Source organism: Agrococcus casei LMG 22410 (assembly GCF_900163565.1).
Taxonomy (GTDB): Bacteria; Actinomycetota; Actinomycetes; order Actinomycetales; family Microbacteriaceae; genus Agrococcus; species Agrococcus casei.
On sequence record NZ_FUHU01000026.1, the window covers coordinates 164,536 to 186,953 of the forward strand.

Here is a 22,418-nt window from a genome sequence, read left to right on the forward strand (position 1 = left end):
GAGGAGATGCTACCCCCGCTGAAGCCCGATTCCCCGCGCCTTGCCGACGTTCTCCGCAGTTGCCTCGGCGCGGTCGCCGCAAGCGACAATGCGCTCGGCTTCTCCGCTGTGCAGAAAGCGATCGTGGTGGTCATCGACGGCCTCGGCCACATGCAGCTGAAGGCCCACAGCGGACACGCGCGATTCCTAGCGCCCGCCTCGAAACCGCTGGTCTCCGGATTCCCGACGACCACCGCATCCGCCCTCGCCTCGCTGGCGACAGGGGCCTCGGCCGGCACGCACGGCATCGTGGGCTACGACGCGTTCGTGCCCGGTGTCGGGGTGCGCAACCAGCTGCGCGACTGGGGCGCAGACATGGATCCGGTGGCGCATCAGCGCTCTCAGCCCCTCTGGAGAGACGGATGCGCGGTCGTGTCAGAGGCCAAGCACCGTTCCAGCGGGTTCACCGCGGCGATCCTGCGCGGAGCCGAGTACATCGGTCATGACCGGCTGTCGAATCGCGTCGAAGCGGCGAGCGAAGCGGCCCGGACTCATGACGTGACCTACCTATATCTGCCCGAGCTGGACCGCCTCGGCCACTCGGGGGGCGTCGCTAGCGATGCGTGGGTGTCGAAGCTCGAGGAGATCGACGGCCTGCTGGCTGATCTCGCCGCAGCGAACCCCGATGCGGGAATCGCGGTCACGGCAGACCACGGGATGGTCGATGTTCCTGAAGACAAGCATGTGCTGCTCGACGCGGATGACGTGCCGCAGCTGGACGGCCTGGCCGGCGAGCCGAGGGGGCGCCAGCTGCGGCTGCGCGATCCAGCGGCCGCAGAGGCAGTCGCAGAAGAGCTGTCGGATGCGCTGGGCAAGACCGCCTGGGTGGCGTCTCGCGAAGAGCTCGTGGATTCCGGCGCCCTCGGCCGCGTCGACCCCGAAGTGCTGCCGCGGCTGGGTGACGTGTTCATCCTCAGCCGAGGCAGGCACGCGCACTACTTCGACGAGCAGGACGCAGCACGGGGCATGATCGGGCAGCACGGCAGCATGACCGATGACGAGCTGCTTGTTCCGCTCATCCGCCTCGGGGCTTGGCGCACCGGCCGTTAGGCGTCGTCGCCGCGCGACCCGAAGACGATCTCGTCCCAGCTCGGCATGGACGCGCGTGATCCCTTGCGCTTGCCGGGCGACAGCGGCGAGGTGTGGTGGCGTCCGTCGTCATCAGCCGCTGGCTTCTCAGCGGGCTCGGTCTCTTCGACCTGGAAGAGGGGTGTGTCCTCTTCTTCTGCCGGCGCACTGGCAGCCGATGCCGACGATGCCGCCGCGTCGCGTTCGGCGCGACGACGGCGAAGGGCGTCGAGCAGGTCAGCGGTGTGGCTGGGCTCGGTTGCAGGTCGGCTCGAGCGGGCCGCTGCAGCGTCGCGTGCGGTGCGACGCGGCGCCTCTTCTGCTGCGAGCTCAGGCGCCGACGGCTGGCTGTCGCGCTCGGTGGGCAGGGCGCGGAAGGCTCCTGAGTCGAATCGCTGCGGTCGCTGTCGCGTCTGCTGCGGCTGCTCGGGTGCCTCTGTCTTGGCAGCGCTGGCCGCGGGCTCAGCTGCCGCCTCGGGCTTTGCCTCCTGCGGAGCGGGGGACTGGGGCTCCTGTGCGGCGACCGGTCGCAGCCGCGGCACCAGGACGCTCGTCGGATCTGCGCTCTGGCTCAGCGCTTTGGACTCCTTGCCGAGCGGCTGCAGCGTCTGCTTGCGGTGGTCGAATGCCCACTGGGCGTCGGTCTGGTTGCCGTCGGCCGTGAAGGTGAGCCTGATGACCCAGCCGCGATCGACCTCACGCCACGAGAGCCATTCGACACCGGTCGCGCCGAGCTCGTCCAGGCGTTCGGTCATGGCCGACTCGAACGTGCGCTCGCCGGCCAGGGGGTCGAGGTCGCCGCTCGCGACGGGCGTGGCTCGAGCGCGCTCGAGGATGTGCGCGCGCTCTGCGAGAACAGGCGCTTCGAACCGCTCGATGTACTCGAGCTCTTCGCCCGTGGTCTTCTCGACCTCTGCTGCGGTCATTCCCTGGCGGATGAGCGTCTGGATCTCGCGCGGCGATGCTTTGCGCTTGACATGCTCGCTCGAAGGGCGTCGTGTCAGGTTCGGCACGTCAGTGACCGCAATGCCGAAGCGCTTGCCGCCGGCGGATTCCACGATCAGCGTGTCGTCCTCGACACCGATTACGGTGAGTCGTTCCATGCGTATTGCTCCTTAAGGGCGCGTTCGTGAAATATTCTGGCCACACGTGCGTTCTGTTCGGGGAGGCGCGCCGTGCGTCGGTGCGAACAGACGCGTGGCCCGGCATTCGACATGCACATCCGCTGATTCCCGTGAGGGCATTTGCATCCATGTCGATAGTCGTGCATACTGTGCGCCGAGTTCACGCATTAACCACCACCTGAAGGACCACGGATGGCAACTGACTACGACGCTCCGCGCAAGACCGAAGACGACTCCGATTCGATCGAGGCGCTCAAGGAACGCGTTCCGTCGCGCCCCGCCTCGGGAGCCGACGAGGACGCCGACAACCCCGGCAGCTTCGACCTGAGCGCTGCAGACCTCACCGACGTCGAGCTCGAGACGATAGTCCTCCCGCCGCAGGAGGACGAGTTCACCTGCGTGAGCTGCTTCCTGGTCAAGCACCGCCTGCAGTACGACCACGATTCGGCGCTCGGCCCCGTGTGTGCCGAGTGCGCCTGATCCACCGCTGATCTCAGACGGTCGCGGTCTCTCTGAGCACCGCGACCAGCTGATCGGGCTTTCGGCTCGACAGCACCCACGACGTCGTCGGATCCTCCGCATCGGTCACTTCGACTCGCACCATGCGCAGCGCCCAAGGCGCAGTCGAGTGGTAGGCGGCGGCGTCGAACTCGACACCCAGCAGCCGCCTGCCGCCGACCTTGTCGAATGCCTCTGCCGCACCCAGCTCAGTCAGCGGGATGCGCGCTCGGCCTGCCTGCAGGTGCCCGCCTTCGACTCGGATGGTCGGGGAAGCGAGCCACAGCGCCGCGCAGGCGCCGATCACCAGGACGATCGCGCACACCCATCCCAGAATCAGGTCGATGGGCATGAAGACGATGAGCGAAGTGGGAACAAGCAGGAGCGTCAGAAGGAACACCCACAGAGGGGGAGTGACGCGTTCGCGGTACGTGGTCATGTCTCCATTCTCCACCAGCTCGACTACGCTGGGTGCCGATGACTGACGCACAGATACTCGTCACAGGCGAAAACACTCCCGAATACGCGCATCCGGGCGATGCGGGTGCAGACCTGCGTGCCTCCGAGGCGATCACCCTCGAACCGGGCGATCGCGCACTCGTCGCCACGGGCATCCGCATTGCACTCCCCGACGGATTCGTCGGGCTCGTGCATCCGCGATCCGGCCTGGCTGCGAAGCACGGGGTCACGGTGCTGAACACACCGGGCACGATCGACGCCGGATACCGCGGCGAAGTGAAGGTCATCCTCGCGAACCTCGGGCGGGAGCCATTCTCCGTCGAGCCCGGCGATCGCATCGCACAGCTCGTCGTGCAGCGTGTGGAGCGAGCGGAGTTCATCCGCGTCGAGCAGCTGCCCGGATCCGACCGCGGAGAAGGTGGCTTCGGCTCGACAGGCCACCGTGCAGCAGACGAGACCACCACAGACCAGGAGTCAGCATGAGTGAAGCAGAAGAGACTGACGTCGAGTACGAGCCCATCGAGAAGTCGGCACCCGACGACCGCGATGAAGTCGGCCCCCTCGACGACGCAGAAGCGCCCGTTCGCCCCTACATCGACCTCGGCGGCCTGAAGGTCGTTCCCCGCGAGGGCCTCCAGATGCGCCTCGAGGTCGAAGAGCGCACCAAGCGCGTCGTTGCCGTGACGCTGATTCTCGGCGAGTCCACAGTGCAGCTGCAGCCATTCGCGGCTCCGCGAAGCGAGGGCATCTGGCACTCGGTGCGTGCTGTCCTGCTCGGGCAGCTCGAGAAGCAGGGTGCGGCAGTCGAAGAGGTCGACGGCCTGATCGGCCCCGAGCTCCGCGCATCCATCCCCGTCGGAGACGCCGGTAAGCGTCAGGTGCGCATCGTCGGCGTCGACGGACCGCGCTGGATGCTGCAGGCGATGATCGCAGGCAAAGCTGCCAGCAGCGAAGCCGACTACGAGACGATGGTGGACGTGCTCCGCGCCACAGTCGTGGTCCGCGGCCAGCAGCCGATGCCTCCGCGCGACCTGATTCCGCTCAAGGCTCCCGCGGCCAAGGGCCGCGAGTAGCGACCTGTGACAGACACACCCGAGGAGCAGGAGCGCAGCCCCCTCGCAGAAGCGCTGCAGCAGTCGAAGCTCGGGCAGCTGAGCCCCGACCAGAAGCCGACTGGCCAGGCGGTGCTCAGCGCAATGGGCGGAGTCCGCGGACTCGTCGAGTCGCTGACGCCCGGCTTCCTATTCCTCCTGCTCTACACGATCACCCGCGATGTGTGGATCTCAGTGCTTGTGCCACTCGGGCTCTCCCTGCTGTTCGTCGCCATCCGCGTGATCACGAAGGGCCAGTCGATGCTGGCGTTCGCCGGGCTCATCGGCGTGGGGCTCTCGGCCGCGACAGCGCTGCTGACGGGCAGGGCCGAGAACAACTTCCTGTGGGGCTTCATCGTGAACGGCGTGCTGATCGTGGTCATCCTGATCACGCTCGCGGTTCGCAGGCCCCTCGTCTCGCTCATCGCCGGCGCACTCACCGAGAAGCCGCACGCCTGGCGCACGGAAGCGGCCAAGAGGCGCGTCGGATTCTGGGCCACGGTGCTGCTGCTCGCGACCTTCGCAGCCAGGCTTGCCGTGCAGGTTCCGCTCTACCTCATGGGGGAGTCGGGCGTGCAGGCGCTTGCCGCAACCAAGCTGCTCATGGGCACTCCGCTCTACGCGGGAGTGCTGTGGGTGGTGTGGCTGATGGTCCGCAGCGTTTCGGTCGACCCCGGCGCAAAGAGTAAGGTATCTTGATATCAAGATACTTCAACGATTGATATCGCCCGACAGTTGCAGCAAGTAGACTGGCTGCACGCTTCGATGACCGCGAAGGAGTTCCCCTTGTCTACGATCAACAGCTTCGGTGCAGAGAGCACCATCAAGGCGGCAGACACCGAATACCGTGTCTGGCGCATCGACCAGGTCGAGGGTCACGAGACCCTCCCGTTCAGCCTCAAGGTGCTGCTCGAGAACCTGCTGCGCACAGAAGACGGCAAGAACGTCACCAAGGAGCAGATCGCTGCCCTTGGCGCGTGGAAGCCCGAATCAGACCCCGACACCGAGATCCAGTTCACCCCTGGCCGTGTCATCATGCAGGACTTCACGGGTGTGCCCTGCATCGTCGACCTCGCCACCATGCGCGAGGCAGTCGGCGAGCTCGGCGGCGACCCCACCAAGATCAACCCGCTCGCTCCGGCTGAGCTCGTCATCGACCACTCGGTGATCGCCGACCTGTTCGGCCAGCCCGACGCGTTCGAGCGCAACGTCGAGCTCGAGTACGAGCGCAACGGCGAGCGCTACCAGTTCCTCCGCTGGGGCCAGACGGCCTTCGACGACTTCAAGGTCGTCCCCCCGGGCACGGGCATCGTGCACCAGGTCAACATCGAGCACCTTGCTCGCGTCACCATGACGCGCGAGGTCGACGGCGTGCTGTCGGCATACCCCGACACCTGCGTCGGCACCGACTCGCACACCACCATGGTCAACGGACTCGGTGTTCTCGGATGGGGCGTCGGCGGCATCGAGGCAGAGGCCGCCATGCTCGGCCAGCCGGTCTCGATGCTCATCCCGCGCGTCGTCGGCTTCAAGCTGACGGGCGAGATCCCCACGGGCGTGACCGCGACCGACGTCGTCCTCACGATCACCGACATGCTGCGCCAGCACGGCGTGGTCGGCAAGTTCGTCGAGTTCTACGGTGAGGGCGTCGCCTCGGTGCCGCTCGCAAACCGCGCCACGATCGGCAACATGTCGCCCGAGTTCGGCTCGACCGCTGCCATCTTCCCGATCGACGACGTGACGCTCGACTACATGCGCCTCACGGGTCGCAGCGAAGAGCAGATCGCACTCGTCGAGACCTATTCGAAGGAGCAGAAGCTCTGGCACGACTCGTCGGTCGAGCCCCGTTTCTCGGAGTACCTCGAGCTCGACCTCTCGACAGTCGTGCCCTCGATCGCAGGCCCCAAGCGCCCGCAGGACCGCATCGAGCTGACGCGTGCCAAGGAGCAGTTCTCGAGCGACATCGTGAACTACGCGTCGCCTAGCACGAGCAACGAGATGGCCGACCTGGCGTCAAAGCACTCGTTCCCGGCCTCGGACCCGGGAGCGGTTCCCGGCGACGAAGACGACGACACCCGCGAGGTGCACATCAACAGCGGCGTCACGGCCGGTCTGCCCGATCACCTCTCGAAGCCCGTCGAAGTCACTTCGGCTGACGGCGAGAAGTTCGTGCTCGACAACGGCGCGGTCACGATCGCGGCCATCACCTCGTGCACCAACACGTCGAACCCGTCGGTCATGCTGGCTGCCGGCCTGATCGCCAAGAAGGCGGCAGACCTGGGCCTCAACTCCAAGCCCTGGGTCAAGACGACCATGGCTCCCGGTTCGAAGGTCGTCACCGACTACTACGAGAAGGCTGGCCTCTGGGGCAGCCTCGAAGCCCTCGGCTTCTACCTCGTCGGCTACGGCTGCACGACCTGCATCGGCAACTCGGGTCCTCTGACCGACGAGATCTCGGCTGCCATCAACGACAACGACCTCGCAGTCACCGCGGTCCTCTCCGGAAACCGCAACTTCGAGGGCCGCATCAACCCCGACGTCAAGATGAACTACCTGGCTTCGCCGCCGCTGGTCATCGCATACGCGCTCGCCGGAACGATGGACTTCGACTTCGAGACCCAGCCGCTCGGCCAGGGCCCCGATGGCGCCGACGTCTTCCTGAAGGACATCTGGCCTTCAGCTGAAGAGGTGCAGGCAACGATCGACTCGTCCATCGACTCCTCGATGTTCGACGAGCAGTACGCAAGCGTGTTCGAGGGCGACGACCGCTGGAAGAACCTCGAGACGCCGACCGGTGCAGTGTTCGAGTGGAACGACGAGTCGACGTACGTGCGCAAGCCTCCGTACTTCGAGGGCATGGGCACCGAGCCCGAGCCTGTCGAAGACATCCACGGCGCACGCGTGCTGGCTGCCCTGGGCGACTCGGTCACGACTGACCACATCTCGCCCGCAGGCGCCATCAAGGCTGACAGCCCCGCTGGCCGCTACCTCAACGAGCACGGCGTCAACCGCAAGGACTTCAACTCCTACGGATCACGTCGCGGCAACCACGAGATCATGATTCGCGGAACCTTCGCGAACATCCGTCTGAAGAACCAGCTCCTCGACGGCGTCGAGGGCGGGTACACGCGTGACTTCACGACAGCAGAGGGCGACCAGTCGTTCATCTTCGACGCCGCCGAGAACTACCGCGAGCAGGGCACGCCGCTCGTCGTGTTCGGCGGCAAGGAGTACGGCTCGGGCTCGAGCCGCGACTGGGCTGCGAAGGGCACGAACCTCCTCGGAGTCCGTGCGGTCATCACCGAGTCGTTCGAGCGCATCCATCGCTCCAACCTGATCGGCATGGGCGTCGTCCCGCTGCAGTTCCCCGAAGGCCAGTCGTGGTCGTCGCTCGGACTCGACGGCACTGAGGCAGTCACCATCACGGGCATCGAGCAGCTCAACGAGGGTGTCACGCCGAAGACCGTCAAGGTCACCGCGACGCCGACCGAGCACTCCGCTGCCGGCCGAGAGCCGATCGAGTTCGACGCTGTCGTTCGCATCGACACACCCGGTGAGGCTGACTACTACCGCAACGGCGGCATCCTGCAGTACGTGCTGAGGTCGCTGGTCTAGCCACGCAATGCTGGAATCCATCAACGAGCCCCGCGATCTCGACCGCCTCACAGCGGCCGAGCTCGTGGGGCTTGCCAGCGAAATACGACAGTTCCTGATCCGCGAGGTCTCGCTGTCGGGAGGACACCTGGGCCCGAACCTCGGTGTGGTCGAGCTGACGCTCGCGCTGCACCGGGTCTTCGAGTCGCCTCGTGACCCGATCATCTTCGACACGGGGCACCAGTCGTACGTGCACAAGCTGCTCACGGGGCGCCAGGACTTCAGTCGGCTGCGGTCTGCTGGAGGCCTCGCGGGCTACCCGCAGCGCTCGGAGTCGGTGCACGACGTGGTCGAGTCGTCGCATGCGTCGAGCTCGCTCTCGTGGGCCGACGGCATCTCACGGGCCTTCGATGCGACGGGCCAGAATGACCGTCACGTCGTGGCGATGGTGGGCGACGGCTCGCTCACCGGCGGCATGACGTGGGAGGCCCTCAACAACATCTCCGATGACAATAGACGTCGTCTGGTCATCGTCGTGAACGACAACGGCCGCTCCTACGCGCCCACGATGGGCGGCATCGCTCGATTCCTCAACGGCGTTCGAACCCAGCAGGTCTACACGTCACTCAAGGGCAAGTCAGAGCGCTTCTTCGATCTCCTGGGCAAGCCCGGGCGCTCGCTCTACCGAGGCGTGCGCGGCGGAACCCATGGGTTCCTCTCGCGATTCAGCGGCACCGACGAGCTCTACTCGAACCTCGACATCAAGTACCTCGGCCCGATCGACGGCCACGACATCGAGAGTCTCGAAGAGGCGCTCAAGCAGGCTCGCGACTTCGGCGCCCCCGTGATCGTTCACGCGATCACGCAGAAGGGCAAGGGCTACCGCCCGGCCATGGAAGACGAGGCCGACAAGTTCCATGCTGTCGGACGCATCGACCCTTCGACCGGCCGCAGCACTTCTGGCGAATCCATCCGCCCGTCATGGACTGGCACGTTTGCCGATGAGCTGGTCAGCATCGCTGACGAACGCGACGACGTCGTCGCCATCACAGCGGCCATGCTCAGGCCGACCGGGCTCTTCAAGATGCAGCAGAAGCATCCTGGTCGGGTCTACGACGTCGGCATCGCCGAGCAGCACGCAGTCACGACTGCCGCTGGCCTCGCCTTCGGCGGCCTGCACCCCGTCGTCGCCATCTACTCGACGTTCATGAACCGCGCATTCGACCAGGTCGTCATGGATGTCGCCCTGCACAAGGCCGGCGTCACCTTCGTGCTCGACCGCGCCGGCGTGACGGGCCCAGACGGCCCCAGCCACCACGGCATGTGGGATCTCGCACTGCTGCAGTTCGTGCCGGGCATCCGCATCGCGGCACCCCGCGACGGCGAGCAGCTAAAAGAGCTGCTGCGCGAGTCGGTTGCCATAGAAGACGCACCGACTGTGGTGCGATACCCGAAGGGCACGACACCGGAGCCGATCGAGGCGCAGCGACGCAGCGACGACGGTGTGGATGTGCTTCGCGAGCAGCCCGCAAGCGACGTGCTGATCGTCGGCATCGGCGCAATGGCTGGTCTCGCACTCGATGTCGCTGACATCCTCGAGGGCCAGCAGATCAGCGTCACCGTTGTCGACCCGCGCTGGGTCGTGCCTGTCGCCTCGTCGATCATCGACACTGCACGAAGCAGCCGCATCGTCATCACGATCGAAGACGGAGTGCGTGTCGGCGGCATCGGCACACGAGTCCGTCAGGATCTTCGAGCAGCCGGCGTCGACACCCCGGTCGACGAACTCGGCCTGCCCGACTCGTTCCTCGACCACGCCGAGCGCGAAGAGATCCTGCAGCAGGTCGGGCTCGACGCAGAGACTGTGGCCGCCGGCATCGTCGCGCAGCTGCAGGGCACCAGGCTCCCGATGGCACGTCCCGCAGCCGAGGGCTGACGCCGTTGTCTTCGACATCACGGTGGCTGGCAGGCCCTGACGCTGGCGACGACAAGTACAGCAGGGGAGTGCTCGCTGCCGTCACGGGCTCGCTGCAGTACCCCGGGGCTGCGACACTCGCGGTCGAAGGCGCATGGCGCACAGGAGTCGGCCTCGTGAGGCTCGGTGCGCCGCTGCGCGTCCAGGACCTCGTGCTCGGCCGCAGACCCGAGACCATCGTGTCGACGCCAGAAGACCTCGGCCGAGCCGATGCATACCTCCTGGGGTCCGGGCTCGACGATCCTGCTGAAGACGAGATGCTGCGCGACACTCTGGTGGGCATCGCCGACTCGGGTGCGCCGGTCGTGCTCGACGCGGGCGCTCTCGGCTTCGCGATGCGCGTTCGGGGGCTCTGCCTCGTCACTCCGCACGCAGGCGAGCTCGCACGCATGCTGGGATGGCTCGGGCGCGAGTCAGAGCGCGCCGATGTCGTGGCGAGTCCAGCAGAGCACGCGGCTTTCGCTGCCGAGAACACAGGAGCCGTTGTCGTGCTGAAGGGTGCGACGACGCACATCGCGACCCCTTCGGGAGCAGTCACATCCGTCGCCGCAGAGACAAACCGCCTCGCCACCGCAGGCAGCGGCGATGTCCTCGCCGGAATCCTCGGCGGCCTCGTGGCACAGCATGCGCCCGATCTGGCCACCAGAGAGCAGCTGGCAGAGCTTGCGGCAGCCGGAGTGTCGCTCCACTCACGAGCCGCAGCCCGACTCGGGGACCGGCCGCTGGCAGCCCTTGAGATCGCCGAGTCCGTTGCCTATGCGACCGCTGAGCTGAACGGGCCCTAAGCCGTGGGCTCTTCGACGTGCAGGAATCCCGACACGATCGCTGACCTGATCTGCGGGAGCAGCTGAGCCAGCAGCGCCTCAGCATCGACTTCGAGCAGCGCCGCGAGGGCATGGATGATCTGTCCGACCGCCAGTTCGCCGTCGCAGACCCCCACGAACGCAGAGAGCGCCGTGTCAGCGGTCAGCGTGCGCTGCAGCGCACCGCCCTGGCGCAGCTCGATCACATTCGGGCCGGCTGCACCAGGCCTTGCGTGTCGACTCTCGACGACGTCCGAGCTGACGACGAGGTGCAGCTCGGCCAGGCTGTCGTCGTTGATTCTGGTCAGCGCGGCCTGCGCGGCAAGAGCCGCGGTGAAGTGCTCGCTCAGCCACCGGGGGTCGACTGCATGTGCCAGAGCCTCTGTCTCGATCGGCCCGTTCCCTTCCTGCAGCACCACCCAGCCGAGCCCGATGCTCGCTGTGCCGCGCGAGGCGAAGTCGGCGAGCCAAGCCCAAAGCATGCTCTCGCCTTCGGACGATGTGACCGGTGTGCCGCCATCGCGAATCCACAGCTCGGCATAGCGGGCCGGGTCGAGCCGCTCTCGCTCGATGACGAAGCCGCTGAGGCCCACCGCCGCGCTCTGCATGCGTGCGACGTCGCCCTCCCAGTTGCCGAGCATCCGTGCTTGTCCGCCTGGGGTCAGGTGTCTGCTGAGGCCTTCGACGACCTCGAGCATGAGTGCGTCTCCGGTGCGGCCGGCATCGCGATACTCGTATGCTGCCGCCTCTTCTGACCGCGGCGTGATGACGAAGGGCGGGTTCGAGGCGATGAGGTCGAATCGCTCATCTGCCACAGGATCGAACAGCGAGCCAAGGCGGGTCTCGATGCTCTCGATGCCATTCAGCGCTGCGCTCAGACCTGTGAACCAGAGGGCCCGCTCAGAGATGTCGGTTGCGATGACCTCGTCAGCCAGCTGGGACAGCTGCAGCGCGACGATGCCGCATCCGCATCCGAGATCCAACGCTCGCGATGCAGAGTCGGGCAGCAGCGAGATCAGGGTGCGCGTCGACCCTCCGACCCCGAGCACGTGGTGATTCGGCAGGGGAGAGACGCCGCAGAGCTCATCGCGGTCGCTGGCGACGAGAAACTCGTGCTCTCGGGCACCGGTCGAGACCGAGACGCTTCGAAGCGTCACCAGCGGCGTCGCACGCTCGCCATCGGTCGCCACCAGGCCAAGGCTCTCGGCTGCTGTGGCTCCTGCATGGGTCAGGGCAGCGGCGAGTGCGTCGGCCTCGACAGGCTGACCGAGCCAGAATGCGCGCACGAGAGCACTGAGCGGATGCGCCTGCTCGCGTTCGCAGATCGCTTTGGCAGGTGCGGGTGATACGCGGGCCAGAGCGTCCCACGCAATCGGCCCCAGAAACGCGGAGACGCCCTCCCGCGTGTACCCGGCATCAGCCAGGCAACGCGAGAGGGCGGCAGCGTCGTGCGCCTTCGACATCAGTCCTTCGGACCCTCGATGCGCGGGTCGTGGAACGTGGCGCCGAAGACACGCTCGGATGCGCCGACGCGGTCGAGGTACGGCGTCGCACCTCCTGCGTGGAACGGCCATGCGGCTCCCAGGATCATGCAGAGGTCGATGTCTTCAGCAGCAGCGACGACATTGTCGTCGAGCATGCGCTTGATCTCGTCTGCAAGGCCGTCTTCGAACTCGATGCGGAGGTCGTCGACCGTGTAGGGGGTCGCATCCTTCGGAACGAACTTCTTGACGATCTTCAGAGCCTGCTTGTCGATGCCCTTGGGCTCGCCCTTCGAATCCTTCTCGATGAGCACGTTCTCCTCGGCAAGCGCCGTGAGCGCCTCTGACGCGTGGAAGCGCTCGGGGAACGCTGCGTGGTGCGTGTCGAGCACGTGTGCACCGACGCGGAGCCCGACGAGGTCGAGCAGCACGAACGGGTCCATCGGAAGACCGAGCGGGCGGGCAGCCTCGACAACATCTTCGAAGGGTGTTCCCTGCTCGACTGCGTGCATCGCGGTTCCGAGCAGCTTGGCCAGCACTCGGTTGACGACAAAGCCAGGCGTGTCGCGAGTGATGACTGCGTTCTTCTTCAGGTTCTTCGCCGTGACCATGGCGGTCGACAGCGTTGCGTCATCCGTGTGGGGGGTCTTGACGACCTCCACGAGCGGCATGACAGCAACGGGGTTGAAGAAGTGGAATCCGACGACGCGCTCGGGGTGCTTGAGCTTCGCGCCGATCTGCTCGACCGACAGCGACGACGTGTTGGTCGCGAGGACCGCCTCGTCGCTGACGTGCTCCTCGATCTCGGCGAAGATGTCCTGCTTGAGCGTGAGCTCTTCGAACACCGCCTCGATCACCCAGTCGCAGTCAGCGAAGTCGCTCTTGTCGACCGTGCCGCTGAGCAGGCCCTTGAGGCGGTTGGCGGTGTCGGCGTCAACCCGGCCCTTGCCCTGCAGCTTGTCGATCTCGCCGTGGATGCCCTCGATCGCCTTGTCGACGCGACCCTGGTCAAGGTCGGTGATGACGACCGGCACCTGCAGGCGACGAAGGAACAGCAGCGCGAACTGGCTGGCCATGAGGCCTGCGCCGACGATGCCGACCTTGCGAACGGGCTTTGCGAGCTCCTTGTCAGGGGCTCCGGCCGGACGCTTGGCGCGCTTCTGCACGAGGTTGAAGGCGTAGATCGAAGCGTGGAACTGGTCAGAGACGATGAGGTCGGCAAGCGCTTCGTCCTCCATCGCGAATCCGGCAGCGATGTCGCCCTTCTTGACCTCCTTGATGATGTCGAGTGCGCGGTACGGAGCCAGGGGCACAGTGCCGAGCTTCGACTCGAGGCTCTTGCGGGCGATGCCGACTGCCACATCCCACTTCGCCTTCTCGACGAGGCCGATCTTCTTGCGCTCGACCTTGGTCTTGCCGGTCAGCACCGAGTCTGCCCAGAGGAAGGAGCGCTCGAGGAACGTCGCCGACGGGAAGATCGCGTCGGCGATGCCGAGCTCGTGCACCTGCTTGGCGTCGAGCATGCGCTGCTTGAGCGGGTTCTCGATGATGACCTTGAGGGCGTTCTCGATGCCGATGAGGTTCGGCAGCAGCGTCGCCCCGCCCCATCCGGGAACCAGCCCGAGGCTGACCTCGGGCAGGCCGATTGCGCGAGGCGCGCCTTCATTGACCGTGCGGTAGTTCGCGTTCAGAGCGATCTCGAGGCCGCCGCCGAGGGTGAGGCCGTTGATGAACACGAACGTCGGAACACCGGCGTCGTGCATCAGCGAGTACACCCGGTGGCCGAGCTTCGGCAGCAGCGCTGCGGTCGCACGGTTCGGGAGGTCCTGCACCTGCGAGAGGTCTGCGCCTGCCGCCAGGAAGAACGGCTTGCCGGTGACGGCGATGCCGTCGATCTCTTTCGCCGCTGCACGCTTGCGCTGTGCCTCGAGCGCCTCGCCGAACTCGATCAGAGTGAGCGGTCCGAGTGTGTTCGGACGCTTGTGATCGCGGTTGTTGTCGAGTGTGATGAGCGCGATCGTCTTGCCGGAGGGCATCGTGGCGTCGGTCACGTACGAGTGGGTGATGACCTCGTCGGTCTTCATGTTCGCCAGGTCGGCGAACTCTTCACGGATGCCCACGGCTACTTCCTCTTTCCTTTGAAGTTCGGGTTCTCCCAGATGACGCTGCCGCCCTGGCCGAGGCCGACGCACATTGCAGTCACGCCGTAGCGGACGTCGGGACGCTGCTCGAACTGACGCGCGAGCTGCAGCATGAGGCGGACTCCGCTGGATGCGAGCGGGTGACCGGTCGCGATGGCGCCGCCCCAGGGGTTGACGCGGGGGTCGTCGTCGCTGATGCCAAAGTGGTCGGTGAACGAGAGCACCTGCACTGCGAATGCCTCGTTCAGCTCGAACAGGCCGATGTCGTCGATGCTGAGGCCAGCCTTCCTGAGCGCCTTCTCGGTGCTCGGGATCGGGCCGATGCCCATGACATCCGGCTCGACGCCTGCGAAGGCGAACGAGACCATGCGCATGCGCGGCTTGAGTCCGTGCTGCTTGGCTGCCTTGCCGCTGGCGATGATCGACATGGTCGCACCGTCGTTGAGGCCAGAGGCGTTGCCGGCCGTGACGCGACCGTGGGGACGGAAGGGCGTCTTGAGGCCTGCAAGACCCTCGAGGGTGGTCTCGGGGCGAGGTGCCTCGTCGGCTGTCGCCAGACGCCAGCCTTCGTCGGAGTACGCAGAGACCGGGATGAGGTCAGCCTGGATGTCGCCGCGAGTCAGGGCCTCGGCGTACTTCTGCTGCGACCGGAGGGCGAACGTGTCTGAACGCTCCTTGGTCAGCTGCGGGAAGCGGTCATGCAGCTTCTCTGCCGTCTTGCCCATGATGAGGGCGTCGCCGTCGACCATGCGCTCCGCGAGGAAGCGCGGGTTCGGGTCGGAGCCCTCACCCATGGGGTGATGGCCCATGTGCTCGACGCCGCCTGCAATGGCGAAGTCGTATGCGCCCATCGCCACGCCGCCGGCAACAGTCGTCACGGCAGTCATCGCGCCGGCGCACATGCGCTCGATCGCGTAGCCCGGCGTGGTGATCGGAAGCCCGGCGAGGATGCCGACCGTGCGGCCGAGCGTCAGACCCTGGTCACCGGTCTGCGTCGTGGCCGCGACAGCGACTTCGTCGATCTGATCCTGGGGGAGCTGCGGGTTGCGTTCGAGCAGCCCCTGCAGCGCCTTGACCGCGAGGTCGTCAGCGCGAGTCTTCCAGTAGATTCCCTTTTCGCCCGCACGACCGAATGGTGTGCGGACGCCGTCTACGAAGACGACGTCATCAATGGCCACAATGCCTCCTGAGTGGATGGGTTACACCCCGAGTCTAGGAAGCGTTCAGCATTGCCGCACCTGTTTTGCCGTTACTACGACTTCGGCTCGGCTGAGTCGTCTGACGATTGCACGGAACCCACAACTTCGGCGTCGGCAACTGCGATGGTTTCGGCAATCGAATCGGCGGTGATCTCGATCTGCCAGCTTCTCGCATCTCGGGCCGCGAGCTCGGCGGCGACGTCGATCGCCGATCCGTCCGGCGCATCCCAGATGGTGCGGCGAAGGGCGTCGGGAGTCAGCAGGTTCTCCTGTGGCATCTGCCACTCCTCAGCCAGCTCGAGCACTGTTGCGCGCGCAGCCTTGAGCCTTGCTGCGGCAGCCGGGCGCTTCTGCTCCCAGAATCGCGGGGGAGGCGGGCCATCGTGCTTGAGCCTGAGCTGCGGCAGCTGCTCCGACTGCAGTCCGGCTTCGACAGCCGCCCACCACCGGTCGATCTGCGACCGTGACGCGCGGCCGTGGAACTCCTTGAGCGATGCAAGCCTGCCCTTGGACTTCGGCTCGGCCAGCGCGACCGCCGTGAGCGCCGCATCCGGAACCAGCTTTCCGGGAGCCGAGTCGATCTCCTGTGCATACGCATCGCGCGACAGCCAGAACTCGCGGGCGATCGCCAGCTGTCGCCGGCTCTTGATGCGGTTGATGCCGTTGAGGCGTCGCCAGGGCTCGGCGGGAGTCGGCTTGGGCTGCCGCCGCAGCTCGTAGTCGAACTCCTGCTGCGCGAACGAGAGCTTGCCCTGCTCGCTGAGGGAGCTCGCCACGCCTTCGCGGGCGTCGACGAGCAGCTCGACATCAAGGGCCGCGTACTCGAGCCACGCCTCTGGAAGCGGTCGCTTCGACCAGTCGCTGTTCGAGTGCTCCTTCTTCAGGTGCAGCCCGACAGTGCGCTCGACGACGGCCTGGAGGCCGACCCTCTCGAAGCCGGCGAGCCGTGATCCGAGCTCGGTGTCAAACAGTCTCGCGGGCTCGAGCCCGAGCTCTCGCAGTGAGGGAAGATCTTGGCTGGCAGCGTGCAGCACCCATTCGACATCGCCGATGGCCTGCTGCAGCGGCTCGAAGGAGTCGATGCTGACGGGGTCGATCAGGAATGTGCCAGCACCTCGCCTGAACAGCTGCACCAGATAGGCCCGCGAGCTGTAGCGAAAGCCGTTCGCCCGTTCGACGTCGACAGCCACTGCGTCGTGGCCTGCCGCGAGCTCAGCCGCGGCCTGCTCGAGTCCGCGCTGCGAGTCGATGAGGTCGAGTGGGCCGGCCGCGGTCGCGAGCGGGAGATCTTCGGTCATGACCTGCCCTCGTCGGAGACACCCGCCAGGGCGCAGAGGAGGTCTGACCAGGCAGCGAGGTGAGCGCCGAGCGCATCGTCAGAGGGCGACCATGAGGCGCGAAGCTCGATCTGGGCGCCTTCGCCGTGCTGCTCGAGCTCGCCGAAGCCGTGCGAGATGACTTTCGTGGCGGTGCCCGAAGGGGAGTGGTAGGACGCGCCTCGGCCGGCGAGGGCGTCGACGAGCCATGACCAGGTGACCGCCGCGAGGAACGGGTCGGCGGCGATCTCGGGATCCTGGCGCGCCTGCGTGAAGCTGACGACGCGGAATGCGCCGCCCCACGCCTCGGGCTCTTCTGGGTCGTGCATCATGATGAAGCGGCCCGTGCCGAGCTCGGAGTCGCGGCCCTCGGGAGGCTCGCCTATGTCGGCAGCGACGGCGAAGGCGTAGGGTGCGATCCCGTTCGGGGGAGCGATCTCACGGATGTGCAGCTCGTCGCGCAGGTCGGTCTGGCGGAGGTCCTCGACCGCCTGCAGAAAGCGCTGAGGAGCCTCGGCAGAACTGTCCTGGCTGTTGTCCACGTGAAGAGGGTAAGGTGGCGACGTGCAGTCACGAGCAAGGCGCGCCGCACGCGGCGGACTCACCGCCCTTGCAGGAGCAGTGTCTCTGGCTGCAGTCGGCACCACGGTGCTATCGGCAGTGCTCGCCCACCTGCTGGTGACGCCCCCGAAGCGCAAGCGCGACGACGTCAAGATTCTCTCGCTCGACGAGAAGACCGTGACCCTCAATCGAACGCTCGACACCGAGCTGCCCGGCCGATACGCGCTGTGGGTCGGCGACCGTCTCGTGCGCATCGGCGAGATCGTCGACAGCACCGCGTCGACCGTCACGCGCCGGCTCTCCAGCAGAGCCCGTCTGCGCATCATGGGGCGCAAGACAGCACGGTTCTCGGGATACTTCCTCTACCGTCCGCGCGACCTCGACTATCCGTTCGAGCACGCCGTGGTCGAGACCGAGCTCGGTCCTGCTCCCGCCTGGATCTTCGGCACCCAGAACAACGACACCTGGTGCATCCAGGTGCACGGGCGAGGCGTCACCCGCCGCGAGACAGTTCGCGCGGTGCAGCCCTATGCAGACGCCGGCATGCCGGTCATGTGCATCTCGTATCGAAACGACGGCGAGGCCCCGCGAAGCGGTGACGGTCGCTATCGTCTCGGTCTCGACGAGTGGCGAGACGTCGACTCGGCGATTGAGTTCGCTCTCGCGCGCGGAGCGAAGCGCGTCGTGGTCATGGGCTGGTCGATGGGCGGAGCCATCTCGCTGCAGCTCGTCCGCCGCTCGCGCTTCCGCCGTCACATCATCGGCCTCGCGCTCGACTCGCCGGTGGTCGGCTGGGAGCCGACGCTGCGCGAGCAGACGAACGCGGCGGGGCTGCCTGCGGCCCTCGTGCACACCGCCACGCGCATGCTCGAGTCGCCCGTGGCACAGCTCGCCGGCGGCCAGAAGCTCAGCTTCAGCGACCTCGACTCCGTGCGCCACGCGGGCGCGTACTCGCTGCCCATCCTGCTGCTGCACTCTGCCGATGACGGCTTCGTGCCTCCCGATGCCTCAAGAGAGTTCGCTGCGGCGCGGCCCGACATCGTGAGGTATCACGAGTGGACCGGCGCACGGCACACGAAACTCTGGAACTGGGACGAAGAGCGCTACCGCGAGCAGCTGTCGAGCTGGATCGCCGACAACGGGTTCGGCACTTCGGGCTGAGGCCTCAGACCTGCTCACGCGTCTGACGCTGGATGCGTCCGAGCATGCCCGTCATGCCGCGCAGCCGCAGCGGCGAGACGATTCGGCTGAGCCCCAGTGACTGCGGAAAGTCGATCGGCACCTCGAGCACAGTCTGGGCAGGCTCTCCGCTCAGACCGTGGATGAGAATCGACGCAAAGCCACGAGTCGTGGGCGCCTCCGGGGGAGCCGACGCGAAGATGCTCGCCGCACCGTCTTCGACCTCGACGATGATCGAGATCGGCGACTGGCACTCGACCACGGGCTCGAGCAGTTCGGGGTGCTCGGCGAGCCGTGTCGGCAGCTCCGGCAGATTCTCAGAGAACTCGAGCAGCAGGTTCAGCCGCTCGGACTCCGGAATCGCGGTGAAGTCGTCGACGATCGCCGCGAGCTCCTTCGGCATGCTCATCGAGCGGGGGCCGTTCCGGGCTCGGTTCCGACGGTGATCGGAACACCCACGAGCGAGCCCCACTCCGTCCAGGAGCCGTCGTAGTTGCGCACATTGTCGTGACCGAGCAGGTGCTTGAGCACGAACCAGGTGTGGCTCGAGCGCTCCCCGATGCGGCAGTACGCGATGACGTCCTCGCCCTGGGTGACACCCGTATCCGCGTAGATCGTCTCGAGCTCGGCACGCGACTTGAAGGTGCCGTCCTCGTTGGCTGCCTTGCCCCACGGCACACTCGTGGCGGTGGGAATGTGGCCAGCACGCAGGGCGCCCTCTTCTGGGTATGCGGGCGCTGTCGTGCGCTCACCGCTGTACTCTTCGGGGCTGCGCACGTCGACGAGCGGCTTGCCGAGGTTGGCGAGCACATCGTCGCGGAACGCGCGGAGTGTCGTGTCGTCACGCTCGGCGACCTGCGGCTGTGTAGCGGGGCGCGCGGCGACCTCACGAGTCAGCTCGCGGCCTTCGGCGGTCCACTTGTCGCGGCCCCCGTCCATGAGCTTCGTGTTGTCGTAGCCGTAGAGCGCGAACACCCACAGCGCGTACGCGGCCCACCAGTTCGACTTGTCGCCGTAGAAGACGATCGTCTTGGTCTCGTCGATGCCCTTCTTGCTCAGCAGCGCCGAAAAGTCTTCTGCAGAGAGGTAGTCGCGCATCACAGGGTCGTTCAGCTCGGTGTGCCAGTCGACCTTCACTGCGGATGGGATGTGCCCGGTCTCGTAGAGCAGCACGTCTTCGTCAGACTCGACGATGACGACATCGGGATCGCCGATGTGATCGGCAACCCAGGCGGTGCTCACCAGGCGGTCGGGACTGGCATATTCTGCGAACTTCTCTTCTGACACGCTGTTCTCCTTCAGACTCGCTATTCTCGATAGAGCCAACCGAGACTCGGTTGCCATTGTTCCAGCATCGCGAGAAGCACTCTATGACTGATCCCCGCACGTCCATTGCCGAGCGCGATCCGCGCACCCCGGCTTCAGAGCTCGTCAAGCAGCTCGTTCCGCCACGGCAGTTCAAGACGGCGACTTTCGACTCGTATCGAACCGACCCTGAGTTCCCTTCACAGCAGGCGGCTGTCGACACCATGCGTGCCACAGTCGACGCGTGGGAGGGCCGCGGCCGCAAGCTCTTTCGCCGCACGCCCAAGGTGAAGGCGGGCATCTATCTCGACGGCGGATTCGGCGTCGGCAAGACGCACCTGCTCGCCTCGCTCTGGAAGGCGGTCAGCGGTCGTCGCCACTTCGGCACCTTCATCGAATACACCGCGCTGGTCGGAGCCCTCGGCTACCGCGAGGCAGTGCAGGCCCTGAGCGGTGCGTCACTGGTTGCCATCGACGAGTTCGAACTCGATGATCCGGGCGACACCATGGTGATGACGCGGCTGCTGGGCGAGCTGGTCGCATCCGGCACGAAGATCGCCGCCACATCGAACACGCCACCGAACGCACTCGGCGAGGGGCGCTTCGCGGCCAAGGACTTCCTGCGCGAAATCCAGGCGATCTCCGACACGTTCGACATCATGCGCATCGACGGCCACGACTACCGCCAGCGCGACATCGACGGACATGCAGTGGTCGCCGATGACGCAGAGATCGAGCGCGTCATCGCAGAAGAGCCCGGCACGATCTCGGTGGACACCTTCGACGGCATCGTGAAGCACCTCGCGACCGTACACCCCTCACGCTATGTCGACCTGGTGCGCGGCATCGACGGTGCAGTCATCCGTGACGCGAGGCCGCTTGCCGACGAGAACGAGGCGCTGCGCTTCGTTGCGCTCGTCGACCGTCTGTACGACGCACAGATTCGCATCTGGGCATCCGGAACCGCACTCGACGATGTCTTCGGCGACGAGATGCTCGGCGGCGGCTACCGCAAGAAGTACCTTCGTGCCGTGTCGCGCCTGAACGCACTCACCGCCGGCCAGTTCTGATCACGCTCGACGCAGTTTCATCGCGTTAAGCGTTATGAAACTGCAACCGCGACAGACTTCTGCAATTTTGTTGTCCGCTCTACGCTTGTAGCACCGACACATCGCGGTGCGCCCAGTTGAATGGGACGCCCGCGAGAGTGCTCCGTACAGCTGGTCAGCGGCTGCGGGTGCTCGGATCATCCCTTTCCGAGTCAGGAGTCACTCATGGAATCAGGAAACCTCGCGTTCGGCATCACTGCAACAGCTCTCGTGCTGTTCATGACGCCGGGCCTCGCCTTCTTCTACGGAGGCCTCGTCAGGGCCAAGAGCGTCGTCAGCATGATGATGATGTCGTTCGGCACGATCGGCCTCGTCGCCGTGCTCTGGATCCTCTACGGCTACAGCATGTCGAGTGCTGACAGTCCGTTCGCATTCGCAGGCAACCCGCTGGACGATCTCGGCCTTGCTGCGACTGCAGCAGGCGCGACGGCCAACGCCGATCTCGTGGGGGTCGCCTACGGGTCGACATTCGCGATCATCACCGTGGCCCTCATCTCAGGTGCCATCGCCGACCGCGCGAAGTTCGGGTCGTGGATGTTGTTCGTCGCCGCGTTCGCGACCATCGGCTACTTTCCCATCGCTGCGTGGGTCTGGGGCGGCGGATGGGTTGCATCGCTTGGCTCTCTGCTCGGTTTCGAGGAAGAGGTCATCGACTACGCGGGCGGCCTGGCTGTGCACATGAATGCGGGAGCAGCCGCTCTGGCATTGACATTCGTGCTCGGCCGACGCGTGGGATTCGCGAAGGGCTCGCACCGACCGCACAACGTGCCCTTCGTGCTGCTGGGCGCCGCTGTGCTCTGGTTCGGCTGGTTCGGCTTCAACGTCGGCGCTGAGTGGACCAACGACATGGCTGGCGCCGGACTCATCGCCGTGAACACGATCGGATGCACGGCTGCGGCGATCTGCGCCTGGCTCATCGTCGAGAAGGTCAAGGACGGCAAGCCGACAGCGGTAGGAGCCGCCTCCGGTGCCGTGGCCGGACTTGTGGCCATCACACCCGCATGCGCCGATCTCACGCCGCTGGCGAGCCTGCTGCTCGGCCTGCTGGCGGGCGCTGCCTGCGCGATGGCTATCGAGCTGAAGTACCGATGGAAGTTCGATGACTCGCTCGACGTGGTCGGCATCCACCTCGTCGGTGGCTTCATCGGAACCGTGTATCTGGGCTTCTTGGCAGTCGACTCCGGACTCTTCTACGGGGGAGGACTCAACCAGCTCATCTTGCAGCTCGTCTCGACCGCCGGCGTTGTCGCGTATGCCTTTGCTGTCGCCTGGGTGATCGGATTCGTCATCCAGAAGACGGTCGGATTCAGACTGGATTCCACTGAGGAGCAGGCGGGCATAGACCAAGTGGTGCACGGCGAGCGCGCGTATGACTACTCGCTGGAGAACTCGGGCTCGTAGCAGGGTCAGTGCACGGCAGCGAGGCGCAGATTGCAGATGTCCGCGCCTCGCTGCCACTCAGAGGCCCGCGGACAG

General features: G+C 66.1%; 20 protein-coding genes. 11 read left to right on the forward strand and 9 right to left on the reverse strand.

The genetic code is table 11. The annotated features are described in order from the left end of the window. Positions 1-6: 6 nt before the first annotated feature. The gene (locus CZ674_RS05735) at positions 7-1,089 is read left to right on the forward strand and encodes an alkaline phosphatase family protein (protein WP_086991568.1); all 1,083 of its coding nucleotides are present in this window, start codon (positions 7-9) and stop codon (positions 1,087-1,089) included. On the opposite strand, the gene sepH is transcribed toward CZ674_RS05735, so the two are convergent. Next, the gene (gene sepH, locus CZ674_RS05740) at positions 1,086-2,210 is read right to left on the reverse strand and encodes a septation protein SepH (protein WP_086991569.1); all 1,125 of its coding nucleotides are present in this window, start codon (positions 2,208-2,210) and stop codon (positions 1,086-1,088) included. The two genes, CZ674_RS05735 and sepH, sit on opposite strands and share 4 nt — an antisense overlap. 213 nt (positions 2,211-2,423) lie before the next feature. On the opposite strand from sepH, the gene CZ674_RS05745 reads away from it, so the two are divergent. Beyond that, positions 2,424-2,711, forward strand: coding sequence for a DUF4193 domain-containing protein (locus CZ674_RS05745; RefSeq protein WP_086991570.1), 288 nt, complete (start codon positions 2,424-2,426; stop codon positions 2,709-2,711). 13 nt (positions 2,712-2,724) lie between these two features. Here the strand turns inward: CZ674_RS05745 and CZ674_RS05750 are convergent, their stop codons facing one another. Further along, entirely contained in the window at positions 2,725-3,168 is a 444-nt protein-coding gene (locus CZ674_RS05750; RefSeq protein WP_086991571.1) for a DUF3093 domain-containing protein, read from the reverse strand. Positions 3,169-3,206: 38 nt separating this feature from the next. On the opposite strand from CZ674_RS05750, the gene dut reads away from it, so the two are divergent. From dut to CZ674_RS05780, 6 genes are all read left to right on the forward strand, one after another. Beyond that, positions 3,207-3,671 (forward strand): dUTP diphosphatase, encoded by a 465-nt coding sequence (gene dut, locus CZ674_RS05755; RefSeq protein ID WP_086991572.1) that lies wholly within the window; start codon positions 3,207-3,209, stop codon positions 3,669-3,671. After that, positions 3,668-4,261: a DUF3710 domain-containing protein gene (locus tag CZ674_RS05760; protein WP_086991573.1), complete on the forward strand. Its 594-nt coding sequence runs from the start codon at positions 3,668-3,670 to the stop codon at positions 4,259-4,261. The genes dut and CZ674_RS05760 overlap by 4 nt, the downstream gene beginning before the upstream one ends. Before the next feature lie 6 nt (positions 4,262-4,267). Continuing rightward, positions 4,268-4,978 (forward strand): DUF3159 domain-containing protein, encoded by a 711-nt coding sequence (locus CZ674_RS05765; RefSeq protein WP_086991574.1) that lies wholly within the window; start codon positions 4,268-4,270, stop codon positions 4,976-4,978. Between the two features lie 87 nt (positions 4,979-5,065). Continuing rightward, positions 5,066-7,894 carry an aconitate hydratase gene (locus CZ674_RS05770; protein WP_086991575.1) on the forward strand — a complete coding sequence of 943 codons (2,829 nt, stop codon included), beginning with the start codon at positions 5,066-5,068 and terminating at the stop codon, positions 7,892-7,894. 7 nt (positions 7,895-7,901) lie between these two features. Next, positions 7,902-9,809, forward strand: a complete 1,908-nt coding sequence (gene dxs / locus CZ674_RS05775) for a 1-deoxy-D-xylulose-5-phosphate synthase (protein ID WP_086991576.1) — start codon at positions 7,902-7,904, stop codon at positions 9,807-9,809. Positions 9,810-9,814: 5 nt separating this feature from the next. After that, a complete protein-coding gene (locus tag CZ674_RS05780) occupies positions 9,815-10,633 on the forward strand; it encodes an ADP-dependent NAD(P)H-hydrate dehydratase (protein WP_234988455.1) in 819 nt (272 codons plus the stop codon). On the opposite strand, the gene CZ674_RS05785 is transcribed toward CZ674_RS05780, so the two are convergent. The 5 genes from CZ674_RS05785 to CZ674_RS05805 all read right to left on the reverse strand — a co-directional run bounded on the left by CZ674_RS05785 (position 10,630) and on the right by CZ674_RS05805 (position 17,330). Next, entirely contained in the window at positions 10,630-12,114 is a 1,485-nt protein-coding gene (locus CZ674_RS05785; RefSeq protein ID WP_159456913.1) for a DUF7059 domain-containing protein, read from the reverse strand. The genes CZ674_RS05780 and CZ674_RS05785 overlap by 4 nt on opposite strands. After that, positions 12,114-14,216, reverse strand: a complete 2,103-nt coding sequence (locus CZ674_RS05790) for a 3-hydroxyacyl-CoA dehydrogenase NAD-binding domain-containing protein (protein WP_086991786.1) — start codon at positions 14,214-14,216, stop codon at positions 12,114-12,116. The genes CZ674_RS05785 and CZ674_RS05790 overlap by 1 nt, the downstream gene beginning before the upstream one ends. Before the next feature lie 38 nt (positions 14,217-14,254). Continuing rightward, positions 14,255-15,454, reverse strand: a complete 1,200-nt coding sequence (locus tag CZ674_RS05795) for a thiolase family protein (RefSeq protein WP_086991579.1) — start codon at positions 15,452-15,454, stop codon at positions 14,255-14,257. A gap of 71 nt (positions 15,455-15,525) precedes the next feature. Further along, positions 15,526-16,770, reverse strand: coding sequence for an HRDC domain-containing protein (locus tag CZ674_RS05800; protein WP_086991580.1), 1,245 nt, complete (start codon positions 16,768-16,770; stop codon positions 15,526-15,528). Continuing rightward, positions 16,767-17,330, reverse strand: a complete 564-nt coding sequence (locus CZ674_RS05805; protein WP_234988456.1) for a DUF3000 domain-containing protein — start codon at positions 17,328-17,330, stop codon at positions 16,767-16,769. The genes CZ674_RS05800 and CZ674_RS05805 overlap by 4 nt, the downstream gene beginning before the upstream one ends. A 22-nt stretch (positions 17,331-17,352) precedes the next feature. On the opposite strand from CZ674_RS05805, the gene CZ674_RS05810 reads away from it, so the two are divergent. Beyond that, positions 17,353-18,510: an alpha/beta hydrolase gene (locus tag CZ674_RS05810; RefSeq protein WP_234988457.1), complete on the forward strand. Its 1,158-nt coding sequence runs from the start codon at positions 17,353-17,355 to the stop codon at positions 18,508-18,510. A gap of 4 nt (positions 18,511-18,514) precedes the next feature. Here CZ674_RS05810 and CZ674_RS05815 read toward each other — a convergent pair whose 3' ends face one another. Together CZ674_RS05815 and CZ674_RS05820 are read right to left on the reverse strand one after the other, a co-directional pair. Then, the gene (locus CZ674_RS05815) at positions 18,515-18,937 is read right to left on the reverse strand and encodes a SufE family protein (protein ID WP_086991583.1); all 423 of its coding nucleotides are present in this window, start codon (positions 18,935-18,937) and stop codon (positions 18,515-18,517) included. Continuing rightward, positions 18,934-19,872: a sulfurtransferase gene (locus CZ674_RS05820; protein ID WP_086991584.1), complete on the reverse strand. Its 939-nt coding sequence runs from the start codon at positions 19,870-19,872 to the stop codon at positions 18,934-18,936. The genes CZ674_RS05815 and CZ674_RS05820 overlap by 4 nt, the downstream gene beginning before the upstream one ends. A 26-nt stretch (positions 19,873-19,898) precedes the next feature. On the opposite strand from CZ674_RS05820, the gene zapE reads away from it, so the two are divergent. Both zapE and CZ674_RS05830 read left to right on the forward strand, forming a co-directional pair. Next, entirely contained in the window at positions 19,899-20,903 is a 1,005-nt protein-coding gene (zapE, locus tag CZ674_RS05825; RefSeq protein ID WP_086991585.1) for a cell division protein ZapE, read from the forward strand. Between the two features lie 204 nt (positions 20,904-21,107). After that, positions 21,108-22,343, forward strand: a complete 1,236-nt coding sequence (locus CZ674_RS05830; protein WP_086991586.1) for an ammonium transporter — start codon at positions 21,108-21,110, stop codon at positions 22,341-22,343. Positions 22,344-22,418: the final 75 nt, after the last annotated feature.

Bases quoted from the DNA above. Each gene is read 5' to 3' on its own strand.
- CZ674_RS05735 (WP_086991568.1), top strand. From the start codon at position 7: ATGCTACCCCCGCTGAAGCCCGATTCCCCGCGCCTTGCCGACGTTCTC.
- sepH (WP_086991569.1), bottom strand. From the start codon at position 2,210: ATGGAACGACTCACCGTAATCGGTGTCGAGGACGACACGCTGATCGTG.
- CZ674_RS05745 (WP_086991570.1), top strand. From the start codon at position 2,424: ATGGCAACTGACTACGACGCTCCGCGCAAGACCGAAGACGACTCCGAT.
- CZ674_RS05750 (WP_086991571.1), bottom strand. From the start codon at position 3,168: ATGACCACGTACCGCGAACGCGTCACTCCCCCTCTGTGGGTGTTCCTT.
- dut (WP_086991572.1), top strand. From the start codon at position 3,207: ATGACTGACGCACAGATACTCGTCACAGGCGAAAACACTCCCGAATAC.
- CZ674_RS05760 (WP_086991573.1), top strand. From the start codon at position 3,668: ATGAGTGAAGCAGAAGAGACTGACGTCGAGTACGAGCCCATCGAGAAG.
- dxs (WP_086991576.1), top strand. From the start codon at position 7,902: ATGCTGGAATCCATCAACGAGCCCCGCGATCTCGACCGCCTCACAGCG.
- CZ674_RS05785 (WP_159456913.1), bottom strand. From the start codon at position 12,114: ATGTCGAAGGCGCACGACGCTGCCGCCCTCTCGCGTTGCCTGGCTGAT.
- CZ674_RS05790 (WP_086991786.1), bottom strand. From the start codon at position 14,216: ATGAAGACCGACGAGGTCATCACCCACTCGTACGTGACCGACGCCACG.
- CZ674_RS05800 (WP_086991580.1), bottom strand. From the start codon at position 16,770: ATGACCGAAGATCTCCCGCTCGCGACCGCGGCCGGCCCACTCGACCTC.
- CZ674_RS05815 (WP_086991583.1), bottom strand. From the start codon at position 18,937: ATGAGCATGCCGAAGGAGCTCGCGGCGATCGTCGACGACTTCACCGCG.
- CZ674_RS05820 (WP_086991584.1), bottom strand. From the start codon at position 19,872: ATGGCAACCGAGTCTCGGTTGGCTCTATCGAGAATAGCGAGTCTGAAG.
- zapE (WP_086991585.1), top strand. From the start codon at position 19,899: ATGACTGATCCCCGCACGTCCATTGCCGAGCGCGATCCGCGCACCCCG.
- CZ674_RS05830 (WP_086991586.1), top strand. From the start codon at position 21,108: ATGGAATCAGGAAACCTCGCGTTCGGCATCACTGCAACAGCTCTCGTG.